The organism is Streptomyces shaanxiensis (genome assembly GCF_039537145.1).
In the GTDB taxonomy this organism is placed as follows: domain Bacteria; phylum Actinomycetota; class Actinomycetes; order Streptomycetales; family Streptomycetaceae; genus Streptomyces; species Streptomyces shaanxiensis.
In genome coordinates, this window is the sequence record NZ_BAAAZY010000011.1 from 264,801 (window position 1) to 279,094 (window position 14,294).

Here is a 14,294-nt window from a genome sequence, read left to right on the forward strand (position 1 = left end):
GCAGCCCCCAGGGACGGGACGGGTAGGGGCGGCGGGGGCGAGGAAAACCCGTCACCCACCCGATTCCGCCCCCTCCACACCCCAAGCCCACAACGCCGGATCCTCGAGAACACCGGCCAGCCACCCCCGCACCACACCAGGCCCTGACCCCGACGGGGGCCGGATCCGCAGATGGATCCGACCCCCGTCCTCGTCGAGCCGCCAGTCATGCCCCCAGCCCTCCGGCAACGTACCGAGCACCCTGATCACCGCGGTCGCCGCCGGCGCATCCCCCGCCGCCTTGCGGACCAGCACCAGATCCTGGAACTCCACAGCCTCATCCACCCCGTTCACTGCCACCCGTTGACGGCCACCCCGACCGAAGGCCCACCCTCGACGCCCACCGTCACCGCCGTCCCCACCGGCAACGTGACCATCAGCGCCAGCGCGAGTACCGGCAACCCTCTCCGCAGACCGGCCTTGGCCGTCGTCATCCCCGCGATACCCGTGTTCCGCGCAATCCGCGCGTTCCCCCTGTTGTCCATGTCCACGACTCTGCCAGCGCCCACGAACCGCTTCCAGAGCGATCACTGTCAGGATCCTGCACGGCAAGGACCACTTCCTGTCAGCACCTGTCAGCGCGACGACAGATCGACGGCAGATCGACGGCAGCACTACGACACAACGACACCGCCCCCCGTACAACCAATCCCCCACCCGACGAGTCCTGTTCCGCGACGGCTGATCATCGCCGTCGCCGAACAGGACCGAGGGACCCGATGAACCCAGCCAGACGCACGACCGCGGCCACCGCGACCGCCCTCGTGCTCGCCACCGCCGGCGGACTGCTCACCATCACCACCGCGCCCGCCTCCGCCGCCGTGACCTGCACGTCACCGGTCTTCAAGCGGCAGTTCTTCGCGAACACCACCTTCTCCGGTACGCCGAAGAAGACCGACTGCGACACCGCCGTCGACCAGAACTGGGGCACGAACGCCCCGGCTTCCGGACTCCCGAAGGACAACTTCGCCGTCCGCTGGAGCGTGACGCGGGACTTCGGCTCGGGCGGCCCCTTCTCCCTCTCCGCCTCCGGCCTCGACGGCATCCGGGTCTACCTCGACGGCACCCGCAAGATCGACCTGTGGAAGAACACCTCCACCACGGTCTCCAAGGCCGTCAACGTCACGATCCCGTCCGGCAAGCACACCCTCCGCGTCGACTACGTCAACTGGACCGGCAGCGCCCGCGTCAACTTCGGCTACGCGCCCCGCACTTCGGCCACCGTCGACACGGTCAAGCCCCTCGCCCCGACCGGCCCCGCCGTGACGTACGACCAGGCCGGCGGCAACGCGAAGCTCACCTGGGCCAAGAACAAGGAGATGGACCTCGCGGGCTACCGCGTCTACCGCCGCCTGAAGGGCGCCGCCTTCGGCACCGCTCCCCTCGCGACGACCACCTCCACCACGTACACCGACACCACCCTGCCGGTGACCGGCGCGACCTACTACTACGAGGTCCGCGCCTACGACAAGGCCGGCAACGAGTCGGCCGGTACGGCGGACCAGGCCGTCACCACCGTCGACCGGGTCGCCCCCGGCGTGCCCACCATCACGCGCGCGACGGGCGAGGTGACCCCGACCGGCGGCAGCGGCGGGCTCCAGGTCGGCTGGGACCAGGTCGCGGACGCGGCGTCGTACCGCGTCTACCGCGCGGCGAGCGAGAACGGCACGTACGCCACGGTCGGGAGCACGGACCAGCTCACCTACCTGGACACCTCGGCCGCCGAGAGCACCGTCTACTACTACCGGGTGTCGGCCGTCGACGCGGCGGGCAACGAGTCCGCGAGGTCAGAGCCTCAGCGGGGCAAGATCTGGGACAACGACCCGCCGCCGCTCGTCTCCGGGCTGAACGTCACCCCGACCGAGTACGGCTTCCAGCTGGACTGGGACAAGAGCCCGGCCGAGGATCTGCGGCACTACCGGGTCTACTGGGGCGAGCTCTTGGGCGACGAGGGCGACGAACAGGTCTGCTACGGCACCGTGTCGGACTACGTCTCCCCCGACAAGACGTCCTTCGCGTACACCACGCTCCCGGACGGCGACGAGGTCTGCTTCTTCCTCGACGCCGTGGACGACGACGGGAATTCCGCCATCAAGTGGAGCGACGAGGGCGTCCCGGCCGTGGCCGCGACCGAGCTCGACATGACTCCGAGCGTGGCGACGCCCGAGGGCTCGCCGCTGCACCTGACGGCGTCGGGCGCGGAGGGCGACGAGGGCAACCAGCTCACGTGGTCCGGGCTCGGCGCGGGCGAGGAGGAGTCCGCCGACCCGGCGGAGAGCTTCCGCGTCTACCGGTGGAACCCCGCCTCCGCCACGTACGAGAAGATCGCCGAACTCCCGGCCGGTGCCTTCACCTACTTCGACACGGGCGCGCGGCGCGGCACCACGTCCTTCTACTGGGTGACCGGTGTGCAGGCCGACGGCACCGAGTCCGTCCCCGCGGGCGACTGGGCGGTCACGGCCCCCGTCGGCTGACCCGGGAACAGCGGCAGCACACGAGAGGGGCCCGGAGAGTTCAGTCTCCGGGCCCCTCTCGTATCCGCTGTCCGCGTGCGCGGTCCGGTCCGTCAGTCCGAGGACTGCTGCCGCTTCGGCCGCCAGACCACCAACGCGCTGGTCTGCTGCACCTCCTGGTACGGCACCAGGTCCCGGCGGTACGACGCGTGTACCGCCGCCTCGCGCTGCTGCATCGCCGCCGCGGCCCCTTCGACGGCGGCCTGAAGTTCGGCCACCCGGGACTGCAGCGCCGCGACCTGGTTCTCCAGTTCGATGATGCGCTTGATGCCGGCCAGGTTGATGCCCTCGTCCTGCGACAACGCCTGCACCTGACGGAGCAGTTCGATGTCGCGGGCCGAGTAGCGGCGGCCCCGGCCGGCGGTGCGGTCGGGGGAGACGAGGCCCAGGCGGTCGTACTGGCGGAGCGTCTGCGGGTGCAGGCCGGAGAGCTGGGCCGCCACCGAGATGACGTAGACCGGGGTCTCCTCGGTCAGTTCATACGGGTTGCGTCGACGACCGTCCATCTGACTCATGCTCCCTTCGCGGCCTGGAACAGCTCCGCCCGCGGGTCCTCGCCCGCGGTCGCCTCGCGATACGCCTCGAGCGCGTCACGAGCCTTCCCCGAAAGGTCCTTCGGAACACTCACCTCGACGGTGACCAGGAGGTCGCCGCGGGTGCCGTCCTTGCGGACCGCGCCCTTGCCCCGCGCCCGCATGGTGCGGCCGTTGGGCGTGCCGGGCGGCAGCTTCAGGGTGACCGGCGGTCCGCCCAGGGTGGGGACCCTGACCTCGCCGCCGAGCGCCGCCTCCGTGAAGGTCACGGGGACGGTCACCGTGAGGTTGTCGTCCTTGCGGCCGAACACCGGGTGCGCGTCGACGTGCACGGTGACGTACAGATCGCCCGCCGGGCCGCCGCGTTCGCCGGGTGCGCCCTTGCCGCGCAGGCGGATGCGCTGGCCGTCCGACACCCCGGCCGGGATGCGGACCTGCATCGTCCTGGACGACTTGGCCCGGCCGCTGCCCTTGCACTCCAGGCACGGGTGCTCGGCGATCAGGCCGCGCCCCTTGCAGTCCGGGCAGGGGTCGGTCAGCGAGAAGCCGCCGCCCGAGCCCCGGGCCACCTGGCCGGTGCCGACGCAGGTCGGGCACACCCTGGGCGTGCCGTTCTTGTCGCCGGTGCCCGCGCAGGCCTTGCACGGTGACTGCGAGGACATGCGCAGCGGGACCGTCGCGCCCTCGATCGCCTCGGTGAAGCTGAGAGTGACCTCGGTGTCGATGTCCTGACCGCGCCGGGGCTGGGTACGCGTGCCCGCGCCCGTGCCGCCGCGGTTGAACAGGCCCCCGAAGACGTCACCGATTCCGCCGCCGAAGCCGCCGGAACCGCCCTGGCCCTGGGCGCCGCCTCCGAAGAGGTCGCCCAGGTCGAAGTTGAAGGAGCCGCCGCCCGCGCCCGGCCCCGGGCGGAAGCCGCCGTTGCCGAAGAGGGCGCGTGCCTCGTCGTACTCCTTGCGCTTCTTGGGGTCGCCGAGGACGTCGTTCGCCTCGGAGATCTCCTTGAAGCGCTCCTCCGCCTTGGCGTTGCCCTTGTTGGCGTCCGGGTGGTTCTCGCGGGCGAGCTTCCGGTACGCCTTCTTGATCTCGGCCTCGGTGGCGTCCTTGGGGACGCCGAGGACCTTGTAGAAGTCCTTCTCGATGAAGTCCTTGGTGCTCATCCTCGACGTACCCCCTTCCGGTAGTCCCTCGTCAGTTCAACGTCAGCCCTCGTCCGGGCCACCGCTCTCCTTGTCGTCGCCGGCCGCCTCGGTCGCCTCCTCGGCCTTGACGCTCTGCGCGCCCGGCTGGGGCTCGGCGACGGCCACCCGCGCGGGGCGGATGGTGCGCTCGCCGATGCGATACCCGGGCTGCAGGATCGCCACGCAGGTCGTCTCGGTGACGTCCGGCGCGTAGGAGTGCATCAACGCCTCGTGGATCGTCGGGTCGAAGGGCTCGCCCTCCTTGCCGAACGCCTGCAGTCCCATCTTCGCCGCGACGGTCTCCAGCGACTCCGCGACGGACTTGAATCCGCCGACGAGTTCGCCGTGTTCCCGGGCGCGGCCGATGTCGTCGATGACGGGCAGGAGCTCGGTCAGGAGGTTCGCGATGGCGATCTCCTTGACCGTGATCCGGTCCCGCTCCACGCGGCGGCGGTAGTTCTGGAACTCGGCCTGGAGCCGCTGGAGGTCCGCGGTGCGCTCCTCGAGCGCCTTGCGCACCTGGTCCAGCTGGGCCGTCAGACCGGCGATCTGTGCTGCTGCGTCCCCTGCCGGGGCCGCCCCCTCCTGGGGAGCGGCCTTCGACTCGGCGCCTTCGGGGGTCGCGCCGGAGGGGACGTCGGGCTTCTCCTCGAAGCCCGGGGTCTCCTCCGTCACGCGGCACCGTCCTTGCGCTCGTCGTCCACGATCTCGGCGTCGACGACGTCGTCGTCAGCGGCCTTGCCACCGGGGGCGGCGCCCTCGGGACCGCCCGCGGCCTGCGCGGCCTGGGCGTCGGCGTACATGGCCTGGCCGACCTTCTGGGAGACCGCGGCGACCTTCTCGGTGGCCGTGCGGATCTCGGCGGTGTCCTCGCCCTTGAGCGCGGTCTTCAGCTCCTCGACGGCGGCCTCGACCTCGGTCTTGACCTCGCCGGGGACCTTGTCCTCGTTGTCCTTGAGGAACTTCTCCGTCTGGTAGACGAGCTGCTCGCCCTGGTTGCGGGTCTCGGCGGCCTCGCGGCGGGCGTGGTCCTCCTCCGCGTACTTCTCGGCCTCTTCGCGCATCCGGTTGACCTCGTCCTTCGGCAGCGAGGAGCCACCGGTGACGGTCATCTTCTGCTCCTTGCCCGTGCCGAGGTCCTTCGCGGTCACGTGCATGATGCCGTTGGCGTCGATGTCGAAGGCGACCTCGATCTGCGGGACGCCGCGGGGCGCCGGCGGCAGACCGGTCAGCTCGAACATGCCGAGCTTCTTGTTGTACGCCGCGATCTCGCGCTCGCCCTGGTAGACCTGGATCTGCACGGACGGCTGGTTGTCCTCGGCGGTGGTGAAGATCTCGGACCGCTTGGTCGGGATCGTCGTGTTCCGCTCGATGAGCTTGGTCATGATGCCGCCCTTGGTCTCGATACCGAGGGACAGCGGGGTCACGTCGAGGAGCAGGACGTCCTTGACCTCACCCTTGAGGACACCGGCCTGCAGGGCGGCGCCGATGGCGACGACCTCGTCCGGGTTGACGCCCTTGTTGGCGTCCTTGCCGCCGGTCAGCTCACGGACGAGCTCGGCGACGGCGGGCATACGGGTGGAGCCACCGACGAGGACGACGTGGTCGATCTCGTTGATGGAGACGCCGGCGTCCTTCATGACGTTGAAGAACGGGGTCTTGCAGCGCTCCAGCAGGTCGGCCGTCAGCTGCTGGAACTGAGCCCGGGTGAGCTTCTCGTCCAGGTGCAGCGGGCCCTCGGCGGAGGCGGTGATGTAGGGCAGGTTGATCGAGGTCTCGGTGGACGAGGACAGCTCGATCTTCGCCTTCTCAGCGGCCTCACGCAGACGCTGGAGGGCCATCTTGTCCTTGGACAGGTCCACGCCGTGACCGGCCTGGAACTGCTTGACCAGGTAGTCGACGACGCGCTGGTCCCAGTCGTCACCACCGAGGTGGTTGTCACCGTTGGTGGCCTTCACCTCGACGACGCCGTCGCCGATCTCCAGGAGGGACACGTCGAAGGTGCCGCCACCGAGGTCGAAGACGAGGATCGTCTGGTCGTCCTTGTCGAGGCCGTAGGCGAGCGCGGCCGCGGTGGGCTCGTTGACGATACGAAGGACGTTCAGACCGGCGATCTCGCCGGCCTCCTTCGTCGCCTGGCGCTCGGAGTCGTTGAAGTACGCCGGGACGGTGATGACCGCGTCGGTCACCTTCTCGCCCAGGTAGGACTCGGCGTCCCGCTTCAGCTTCTGCAGGATGAACGCGGAGATCTGCTGCGGGTTGAAAGGCTTCCCGTCGAGCTCGATCTTCCAGTCCGTGCCCATGTGACGCTTCACGGAACGGATGGTCCGGTCCACGTTGGTGACCGCCTGGCGCTTGGCCACCTCGCCGACGAGCACCTCGCCGTTCTTGGCGAAGGCGACGACGGACGGCGTGGTCCTGGCGCCCTCGGCGTTGGTGATGACGGTGGGCTCGCCGCCCTCCAGAACGCTGACGACGGAGTTAGTCGTGCCCAGGTCGATGCCGACCGCACGTGCCATGGTTGATTCCTCCAGCTGACTTGAGTGGAACGGACTCAAGTGTGCATGACGGCTCGCACCCGGTCAACAGAGCTGAGTCGACCCCACTCAACTCTTATCCGTTCCTTACACGCAACTGGGCTCTGACCTGCGTGGATGTGACGTGGGTAGACGTCCGAGAGGGTTCCCCCAGGGGAAATGAGGGTTGACGCCGAGGCCCGTAGACCTTGATCCGAAGGCAGCCCACCACGGCGATGAGAGCGGTCACCCCCACCCAGTACACCCCGGACACGGCCATCCACCCCATGTGCACGAGAACGCCGACGAGCACCCCGGCGAAGGCCGCGACACCGAGGAGGATCGTCACACCCTGCGGGGTGAGTCCGAGGCGGCGCAGCCGATGGGCGAGGTGATCGGGTCCGCCGCGCAGCAGCGGCCGCCCGGCCAGTCGGCGGGACAGCGCCACGAGGAGCACGTCGGCGGTGGCGAGGGCGGTGAGCGAGTAGAGGATGCCCAGGCTCGACACCGGATCGCGTCCGGCACGGGTCATCACCGCCGACGCCGCCAGCACGAACCCGACGAACAGGGACCCGCACGCCCCGAACCCGATCCGCGCGGGAGGCCAGTTGTGCATGAGGAACCCGGTCAGCGCGGCCGCCAGCACACTGAGCAGCACGGCGAGTTCGTCCATCACCTCGGCCGCCGCGAGGACACCGACCCCGAAGGCGGTGACGACCCCGACCGTGCCGGCCAGCCCGTCCGCATGGTCGAGCGCCTTGAAACCGACGGCGACGAGGACGATCAGGCCGACGGCGGGCACCCCCAGCAGGAAGCCCGTCTCGCCGTACGGCACCACGAAGGCCGCCGCCACGGCCGTACCGCCGACCAGGAACCGCTCCTTCACCCGCCGCACGTCGGCGACCAGCCCGAGCAGGGCGACAGCGCCCGCGGCGATCAGCAGCCGCCGGATCTCGGGACCCAGCGGGGCGACCCCCGCCCACTCCCAGCCGGCCACGACCAGGCAGGTCGCGAGGACGACGGCCAGACCGCCGAACAACGGCAGGGGCCGCTGCCGCCGACGGTCGATGATGCCGAGGCGCAGCGCGGGCAGCCGGAACAGCGCCGACAGGAAGGCGGCGAGGAGAAGGGCGGCGGTGGCGGCGGCGATCCCGTACAGCACGGAGCTAGGTTAGTGCCGTATATCCCTTTTTGAGACGAATAACACGTTCGGATCTTAAGGCAACCCTCAGCGACTCAGATCACCCCGCACCTGGCTACAGTGCGACTGAAGATGGGGGTAGTCTCAGACGGACTGCATAAGTTACCGCTTAGTAATATCTGACCCCTCGCAGGCCCGAGGAGCCCCGAAATGCAACTCGCCGCGATCATCGTGTCGCTGGTACTGACCGTGGTCGGCGTTGCGCTGCTAGCACGCGCCATCGGCCAGTTCGTCCGGTACTTCAAGCTCGGCCAGCCGGTCCCGGCCGGCAGCCGGACCGACAACCCCTACGCGCGCAGTGTGACGCTGATACGCGAGTTCCTGGGCCACACCCGGATGAACCGCTGGGGCATCGTCGGCTTCGCGCACTGGTTCGTGGCGGTCGGCTTCCTGACCCTGCCACCGACCCTGGCGCAGGCGTTCGGCCAGCTCTTCCAGGCCGACTGGACGCTGCCCGTCATCGGCGGGTTCCTGCCGTTCGAGCTGTACATCGAGTTCATCGGCGTCATGACGATCCTGGGCATCGCGGTGCTCATCGTGATCCGCCTGCTGAGCCTGCCCTCCCGAGCCGGCCGCAAGTCCCGCTTCGCGGGCTCGAAGTCGGGTCAGGCGTACTTCGTCGAGTACGTCATCCTCACCATCGGCCTCGCGATCTACGTGCTGCGCGGCCTGGAGGGCGCGATCCACCACGTGGAGCACTACGAGGCCGCGTACTTCGCCTCGTACCCGCTGGTCCTGGCCTTCAAGGGCCTGAGCGTCCCCACGCTCCAGACGCTGATCTACTTCACCGCGATGGTGAAGATCAGCACCTCGTTCATCTGGATGATCGTGGTCTCGCTGAACACCAACATGGGCGTTGCCTGGCACCGCTTCCTGGGCTTCCCGAACATCTGGTTCAAGCGCAACGCCACGGGCGGGACGGCCCTCGGCGCGCTGCTGCCGATGACCTCCGGCGGCAAGCCGATCGACTTCACCGACCCCGGTGACGACGACGTCTTCGGTGTCTCCCAGGTCGAGCAGTTCTCCTGGAAGGGCCTGCTGGACTTCTCCACCTGCACCGAGTGCGGTCGCTGCCAGTCGCAGTGCCCGGCCTGGAACACGGGCAAGCCGCTCTCCCCGAAGCTGCTGATCATGTCGCTGCGGGACCACGCGCACGCCAAGGCCCCGTACCTGCTGGCCGGTGGCGGCAAGTCGATGGAGGGCGAGGAGAAGGCGTCCGAGGAGCAGCTGGCCGGGGTGCCCGCCGCCGCCCTCGCGGAGGCCGAGCGTCCGCTGATCGGCACCGTCGAGGAGAACGGCGTCATCGACCCGGACGTCCTGTGGTCCTGCACCACCTGCGGCGCCTGTGTCGAGCAGTGCCCCGTCGACATCGAGCACATCGACCACATCGTCGACATGCGCCGCTACCAGGTGATGATCGAGTCCGCGTTCCCGTCCGAGGCGGGCACGATGCTCAAGAACCTGGAGAAGAAGGGCAACCCCTGGGGCCTGGCGAAGAAGCAGCGCCTGGAGTGGCTCAAGGAGGTCGACTTCGAGGTCCCGGTCGTCGGCAAGGACATCGAGGACCTCACCGAGGTCGAGTACCTGTACTGGGTCGGCTGCGCCGGCGCCCTCGAGGACCGCGCCAAGAAGACCACCAAGGCCTTCGCGGAGCTGCTGCACATCGCGGGCGTGAAGTTCGCGATCATGGGCGGCGACGAGAAGTGCACCGGTGACTCCGCCCGCCGCCTCGGCAACGAGCCCCTGTTCCAGGAGCTCGGCATGGAGAACGTCATGGCACTGAACATGGCGTTCGGCGAGGAGATGGACGACGACGGCAAGGTGACGCCCGAGTCCGCCAAGCCCAAGTCGGCCAAGAAGATCGTCGCCACCTGCCCGCACTGCCTCAACACGCTCGGCAACGAGTACCCGCAGATCGGCGGCGACTACGAGGTCATCCACCACACCCAGCTGCTCCAGCACCTGGTGGACGAGGGCAAGCTGATCCCGGTGACCCCGGTCGAGGGCATCATCACCTACCACGACCCGTGCTACCTGGGCCGCCACAACAAGATCTACACGCCCCCGCGCGAGATCATCGCGAACGTTCCCGGTCTGCGGAACGAGGAGATGCACCGCCACAAGGAGCGCGGCTTCTGCTGCGGCGCCGGTGGTGCGCGGATGTGGATGGAGGAGCGGATCGGCAAGCGCATCAACAACGAGCGCGTCGACGAGGCTCTCTCCACCAACCCCGACATCATCTCGACCGCCTGCCCGTTCTGCCTGGTCATGCTGACCGACTCGGTCAACGGCAAGAAGAACGACGGCAAGGCCAAGGAGTCCATCACGGTCGTCGACGTCGCCCAGCTGCTGCTGGAGTCCGTCAAGACGCCGGTGGACCCCGAGGACACCGCCGAGACGGAGAGCGAGCCGGAGCCCGAGCCGGTGAAGTAGCGTCGATGGCAGTCCGACGCCCCCTGTCCACGTTCGGACAGGGGGCGTCGTCGTACAGGCAGGAAGTGATCGGAAAGGATCCGGCGCGTGATCATCTTCGGTACCAAGGGCTACCTCTACCAGCTCGCGATCCTCACGCTGGTGTGCGGCCAGTGCGGCAATCCGGCCGCGCACACGCTCAGGAAGCGCGTCACGAAGTTCACGCTGTTCTTCGTGCCGCTGTTCCCGGTCTCCACGAAGTACGCGACGCAGTGCACCTTCTGCGGCGCCGAGCAGAAGGTCACCACGGAGCAGGCCGAGCGGCTGCAGGCGCAGGCCGCGTCCGGCGGACCCGGCGGTCAGCAGTCCTACGGGCAGCCGCAGCAGCCGTACCGGTCCTGACCCGGCCGGTCAGGACTTCGTCTGCTTCGACCCGTTCACCGGGTCGGCGGCGTGCTTGGGGCCGGGCCGCGACGAGAACTGGCCGACGAGTTCGCGGAAGCAGACCAGGGCGGTGATCGGCGGAATTCCGACGACGACCATCGCGAGCAGGGAATGCGGTGACTGGCCGATACAGAGGGCCACCGCCACGCCGGAGGAGACCAGCATGACCGCCCAGGACCGCCGGGCGGTTCTGCGCTGCACGGAGGCCCGCAGAATGGACAGTCCCGCTAACAGCCAGGGCCCGTACACCGTCAACGGCCACCATTGCGCGAGCTTCGGCGACACGACGAGCAGCGCGATACTGCGCAGCTGATCGTACGAGTACGAGATGGACCAGGTCAGCATCGTCACCGCACACACCGTGATGGCCGCGACCAGAACCGCGACGGTGATGATCCGCGGATTCCCGCCGAGAATGTGTGCGCCCGCCTGAGGCCGCCGTCGATTGACCGGGCGGCGCGGGCGGGTGTCCCGCTCCGGTGGGCGGGTGTCCCGGTCCAGCAGGCGAGCGTCTCTGTCCAGCAGACGTGTGCCGCTGTCCAGCAGGGGAGGAGCGGGATCCAGGCCCACGCCGTGCGTCGTGTTCAGCATCTGGGCCAGTTCCGCATCCGGATCCCACGCCTCCGCCGAGATCGTCGGATCGGGGACCTGCCAGAGATGCTGCGTGTCGACCTGCTGCATGTAATGAGGGTGATCGTCTACCGCGTCATAGTCGGTCCTCATTTCTAGAACCTTTCCCCTTCCATCGACGCCCGGAGATATTCACTCTCCATACGACTGATGGTTCTCAGGAAGTCCTCGAGCAGATCCGAGCAATGCGTGATGCTCTCCGCAGTGGTCCGATCAGCTGCTTGTCGCGAGCGGAACGGGCCACCCTCACCTGCGTCTCTTTCCTGCCAAGTCACGCCCACCTAACGAGTGCCGGACGGCGCAGGACATCTGGCATTCGGGGGAATATCCGTCAACGGTGATTATCTGGAATATCCAATGACAATGCCCGTCCGATGAAATTCTGAAGGCGCCGAAGATCGCCACGGTCTTCGAGATCCTCGAGATCCTCAAGATCTCGAAAATGTATTACTAAATCTTGTCGGGTGTGGGGCGCCGCCGGGCCGCGAGGGCGAGGGCGGGGCCGGCGGCAAGGAGGAGGGCGAGGGCGGCGTAGCCGTAGGTGAGGGTGGCGACGGAGGCGACCGCGGCCACCAGCAGCGGGCCGCCCGCGTCGCCGAGTTCGCGGCCGAGCTCGGCGGAGCCCATGGTCTGGCCGAGCCGTTCGGCGGGGGTTGCGGCGGCCAGCGCGGCGAAGCCGAGTGGGGTGATCAGGCCGGTGCCGATGCCGATCAGGGCCGCGGCGGCCAGGACGCCGGTCAGGCCGGGCAGCATCGCGCAGGCCAGGCCCGCCGAGGTGATCAGCAGCCCGGCGGTGAGGCCGGCGGGGGCGGTGAGGCGGCCCTCGTCCAGGGCTCGCCCGGCCTTCGGCTGTACGACGGCCGCGCAGGCCGCCAGCACCGAGACCGCGGCGCCGGTGGCCACCGTGCCGAGTCCGGCGGCGGCGCCGGAGACCGGCAGGAAGCCGACGCCGACGGAGAGGGCGGCGGTCGCCCCGGCCAGGGCTGCCGTGGGCCGCAGGAAGGCGGGGTCGGCCAGGCGCCGGGCGAGGTCCACGACCGTCTGCCGTTGCCTGGGCAGCGGCGGTACGTGCGGGACGGCGACCGCGGCCCAGAGCGCGACCGCCGCGCCGAGCACCGCCAGCACGGTGAACAGCAGCCGCAGGCCACCGGCCCACACCAGGACGCCGCCGAGCAGTGGGCCGAGGGTGTAGCCGATGGACTTGTAGAAGCCGTAACTGCCGAACGCCCGCCCGTGCCGCGCGGCCGGGTTCAGCCGGGCGACCAGCGCGGACGCCGACGGCGAGAACGCGGAGGCCGCGGCGCCCTGCCCCAGACGGGCCGCCCACAGCCAGCCGGGGCTGTCCGCGACGACATAGGCGGCGGACGCGGCCGCGAACGCGACGAGCCCGCCGAGCAGCACCGGCCGGGCGCCGATCCGGTCGGCGAGCGCCCCGAACAGCGGCTTGAGCAGCACCTCGGCGCCGTCGTACAGGGCGAGCAGGCCGCCCAGGACGAGCAGCGACGTGACGGCGTCCTCCGAGTGCCCGCCGAGGTTGGCGGCGATGCCGTGGGCCCCGAAGGCGGTGGTGAAGCCGGCGGCGTAGAGGGGCCACATCCGGGCGGCGGGGGCGGCCTGTTGCGCCGACGTCGCGGTCATGCGGCGCCTTCCTCGTCAGTCACATGTACGTACGTATCAGCTGTCGCATCCGGCAGGAAGGGGGCATCGATCAAGCCCTCGCCGCCCAGGCACCTATCGCCGCCCGCCGAACTCCCAGTCATGCACCTCGACGTCGGCATACCGGTCCACGGTCAGCACGGCGCGTGCCGTGTCCAGGTCGGGGGCCCTGAGCAGCACCGCCGTACCCAGCCACGTGGCGCCGTCGTCGGACAGCAGCGGCCCGTACGCGATCAGTTCGTCGCGGTCGGGCGGTACGGCGAGGTCGGTGGCCTCGCCCGTGCCGAGGCCGAGCACGAGGTAGCGGTTGCCGTCGGTCCGGCCGCCGGGGAAGTCCCACATGGTGCGCCCGAGCAGATTGCGCCACCGGCGCAGCAGCACGTCCCGGTACGCGCCTGCCTGGTAGTTGGGCTCGTCGAAGGCGAACGCGCGGGCGGCGGCCGGATCCGGCAGGTCGACGATGTGCACGCTGCCGGTGGGCGTCTCGCCGTCGGCGGCGAAGGTCGGGCCGCGGGCGATCAGCTCCTTCTCGTATCCGTCCATGTAGGACCAGTGCGCTTCCAGCAACTCCTCGCGCAACGGGAGCGAGCCGGGCCGATCGCGGTGGTAGCAGAAGAACTCCATTCACCCAGTGAAGCCCGACGGACCCCCGCCCGGCTAGCGTGCCGATCATGGCGGACTGGGAGATACGGCCCGCCTCGGCGTCGGACGTCGAGGCGGTGGCCGAGTTGCGCGCGCTCGTGCTGCGGGCGGATCTGGAGCGGCTCGGGCGGTACGACGAGCGGCGCGTGCGGCAGCGGCTGCGGGACGGGTTCGAGCCGGAGCACACCTGGGTGATCGAGGTGGGCGGCGCGTTCGCCGGGTGTGTGGCGCTGCGGCCGGGCGAGGGCGGCCACTGGCTGGAGCACTTCTACCTGGCCCCGTCTCTGCAGGGCGGCGGTATCGGTTCGGGTGTGCTGCGCGAGCTGCTGGAGCGGTGTGACCGCTACGGCGACGGCCTCGTCGTACGGCTGAACGTGCTGCGGGGCAGCCCGGCCCGACGGCTGTACGAGCGGCACGGGTTCACCGTCGAGTCCGAGGATCCGGTGGACGTGTTCATGGTGCGTGGCCCTCGCGGCCGAGCCACCGAGGGCCACTGAGGTCCGCTGAGGGCCACTGCGGCTCCGACG

Annotated in this window: 14 protein-coding genes; 4 read left to right on the forward strand and 10 right to left on the reverse strand. The window is 69.6% G+C overall.

Annotation, left to right across the window (positions count from 1 at the left end; genetic code table 11):
* Positions 1-51: 51 nt before the first annotated feature.
* Together ABD932_RS20870 and ABD932_RS20875 are read right to left on the reverse strand one after the other, a co-directional pair.
* A complete protein-coding gene (locus ABD932_RS20870) occupies positions 52-312 on the reverse strand; it encodes a hypothetical protein (RefSeq protein WP_345014950.1) in 261 nt (86 codons plus the stop codon).
* Positions 313-329: 17 nt separating this feature from the next.
* On the reverse strand, positions 330-524 hold the full coding sequence (locus ABD932_RS20875) for a hypothetical protein (RefSeq protein ID WP_345014952.1): 195 nt from the start codon (positions 522-524) through the stop codon (positions 330-332).
* A 234-nt stretch (positions 525-758) separates the two neighbouring features.
* Between ABD932_RS20875 and ABD932_RS20880 the strand changes: the two genes are divergently transcribed.
* Positions 759-2,513, forward strand: coding sequence for a PA14 domain-containing protein (locus ABD932_RS20880; RefSeq protein ID WP_345014955.1), 1,755 nt, complete (start codon positions 759-761; stop codon positions 2,511-2,513).
* Positions 2,514-2,605: 92 nt separating this feature from the next.
* Here the strand turns inward: ABD932_RS20880 and ABD932_RS20885 are convergent, their stop codons facing one another.
* The 5 genes from ABD932_RS20885 to ABD932_RS20905 form a co-directional block, all read right to left on the reverse strand.
* Positions 2,606-3,058, reverse strand: coding sequence for a heat shock protein transcriptional repressor HspR (locus ABD932_RS20885; RefSeq protein ID WP_126393830.1), 453 nt, complete (start codon positions 3,056-3,058; stop codon positions 2,606-2,608).
* Between the two features lie 5 nt (positions 3,059-3,063).
* Entirely contained in the window at positions 3,064-4,245 is a 1,182-nt protein-coding gene (gene dnaJ, locus ABD932_RS20890; protein WP_345014959.1) for a molecular chaperone DnaJ, read from the reverse strand.
* 42 nt (positions 4,246-4,287) lie between these two features.
* The gene (gene grpE, locus ABD932_RS20895) at positions 4,288-4,941 is read right to left on the reverse strand and encodes a nucleotide exchange factor GrpE (RefSeq protein ID WP_345014962.1); all 654 of its coding nucleotides are present in this window, start codon (positions 4,939-4,941) and stop codon (positions 4,288-4,290) included.
* Positions 4,938-6,785, reverse strand: coding sequence for a molecular chaperone DnaK (gene dnaK, locus ABD932_RS20900; protein ID WP_126393824.1), 1,848 nt, complete (start codon positions 6,783-6,785; stop codon positions 4,938-4,940). The genes grpE and dnaK overlap by 4 nt, the downstream gene beginning before the upstream one ends.
* A gap of 94 nt (positions 6,786-6,879) precedes the next feature.
* Positions 6,880-7,944, reverse strand: a complete 1,065-nt coding sequence (locus tag ABD932_RS20905) for an MraY family glycosyltransferase (RefSeq protein WP_345014965.1) — start codon at positions 7,942-7,944, stop codon at positions 6,880-6,882.
* Between the two features lie 189 nt (positions 7,945-8,133).
* On the opposite strand from ABD932_RS20905, the gene ABD932_RS20910 reads away from it, so the two are divergent.
* Both ABD932_RS20910 and ABD932_RS20915 read left to right on the forward strand, forming a co-directional pair.
* Positions 8,134-10,416, forward strand: a complete 2,283-nt coding sequence (locus tag ABD932_RS20910; protein WP_345014967.1) for a (Fe-S)-binding protein — start codon at positions 8,134-8,136, stop codon at positions 10,414-10,416.
* Positions 10,417-10,503: 87 nt separating this feature from the next.
* The gene (locus ABD932_RS20915) at positions 10,504-10,797 is read left to right on the forward strand and encodes a zinc-ribbon domain-containing protein (RefSeq protein ID WP_345014969.1); all 294 of its coding nucleotides are present in this window, start codon (positions 10,504-10,506) and stop codon (positions 10,795-10,797) included.
* Between the two features lie 9 nt (positions 10,798-10,806).
* Here ABD932_RS20915 and ABD932_RS20920 read toward each other — a convergent pair whose 3' ends face one another.
* From ABD932_RS20920 to ABD932_RS20930, 3 genes are all read right to left on the reverse strand, one after another.
* Positions 10,807-11,520: a DUF2637 domain-containing protein gene (locus ABD932_RS20920; protein WP_345014971.1), complete on the reverse strand. Its 714-nt coding sequence runs from the start codon at positions 11,518-11,520 to the stop codon at positions 10,807-10,809.
* Between the two features lie 399 nt (positions 11,521-11,919).
* Positions 11,920-13,107: an MFS transporter gene (locus ABD932_RS20925; RefSeq protein ID WP_345014973.1), complete on the reverse strand. Its 1,188-nt coding sequence runs from the start codon at positions 13,105-13,107 to the stop codon at positions 11,920-11,922.
* 93 nt (positions 13,108-13,200) lie between these two features.
* Complete coding sequence (locus tag ABD932_RS20930) at positions 13,201-13,749, reverse strand: YciI family protein (protein WP_345014975.1); 549 nt, start codon at positions 13,747-13,749, stop codon at positions 13,201-13,203.
* Between the two features lie 47 nt (positions 13,750-13,796).
* Between ABD932_RS20930 and ABD932_RS20935 the strand changes: the two genes are divergently transcribed.
* On the forward strand, positions 13,797-14,264 hold the full coding sequence (locus ABD932_RS20935; RefSeq protein ID WP_345014977.1) for a GNAT family N-acetyltransferase: 468 nt from the start codon (positions 13,797-13,799) through the stop codon (positions 14,262-14,264).
* The last annotated feature ends 30 nt before the right edge of the window (positions 14,265-14,294 follow it).

What these genes read in the sequence shown, in the direction of transcription:
- ABD932_RS20930 (WP_345014975.1), bottom strand. Translation starts at nt 13,749, where the DNA reads ATGGAGTTCTTCTGCTACCACCGCGATCGGCCCGGCTCGCTCCCGTTG.
- ABD932_RS20920 (WP_345014971.1), bottom strand. Translation starts at nt 11,520, where the DNA reads ATGCAGCAGGTCGACACGCAGCATCTCTGGCAGGTCCCCGATCCGACG.
- ABD932_RS20910 (WP_345014967.1), top strand. Translation starts at nt 8,134, where the DNA reads ATGCAACTCGCCGCGATCATCGTGTCGCTGGTACTGACCGTGGTCGGC.
- dnaK (WP_126393824.1), bottom strand. Translation starts at nt 6,785, where the DNA reads ATGGCACGTGCGGTCGGCATCGACCTGGGCACGACTAACTCCGTCGTC.
- ABD932_RS20885 (WP_126393830.1), bottom strand. Translation starts at nt 3,058, where the DNA reads ATGGACGGTCGTCGACGCAACCCGTATGAACTGACCGAGGAGACCCCG.
- ABD932_RS20935 (WP_345014977.1), top strand. Translation starts at nt 13,797, where the DNA reads ATGGCGGACTGGGAGATACGGCCCGCCTCGGCGTCGGACGTCGAGGCG.
- ABD932_RS20875 (WP_345014952.1), bottom strand. Translation starts at nt 524, where the DNA reads ATGGACAACAGGGGGAACGCGCGGATTGCGCGGAACACGGGTATCGCG.
- dnaJ (WP_345014959.1), bottom strand. Translation starts at nt 4,245, where the DNA reads ATGAGCACCAAGGACTTCATCGAGAAGGACTTCTACAAGGTCCTCGGC.
- ABD932_RS20880 (WP_345014955.1), top strand. Translation starts at nt 759, where the DNA reads ATGAACCCAGCCAGACGCACGACCGCGGCCACCGCGACCGCCCTCGTG.
- ABD932_RS20925 (WP_345014973.1), bottom strand. Translation starts at nt 13,107, where the DNA reads ATGACCGCGACGTCGGCGCAACAGGCCGCCCCCGCCGCCCGGATGTGG.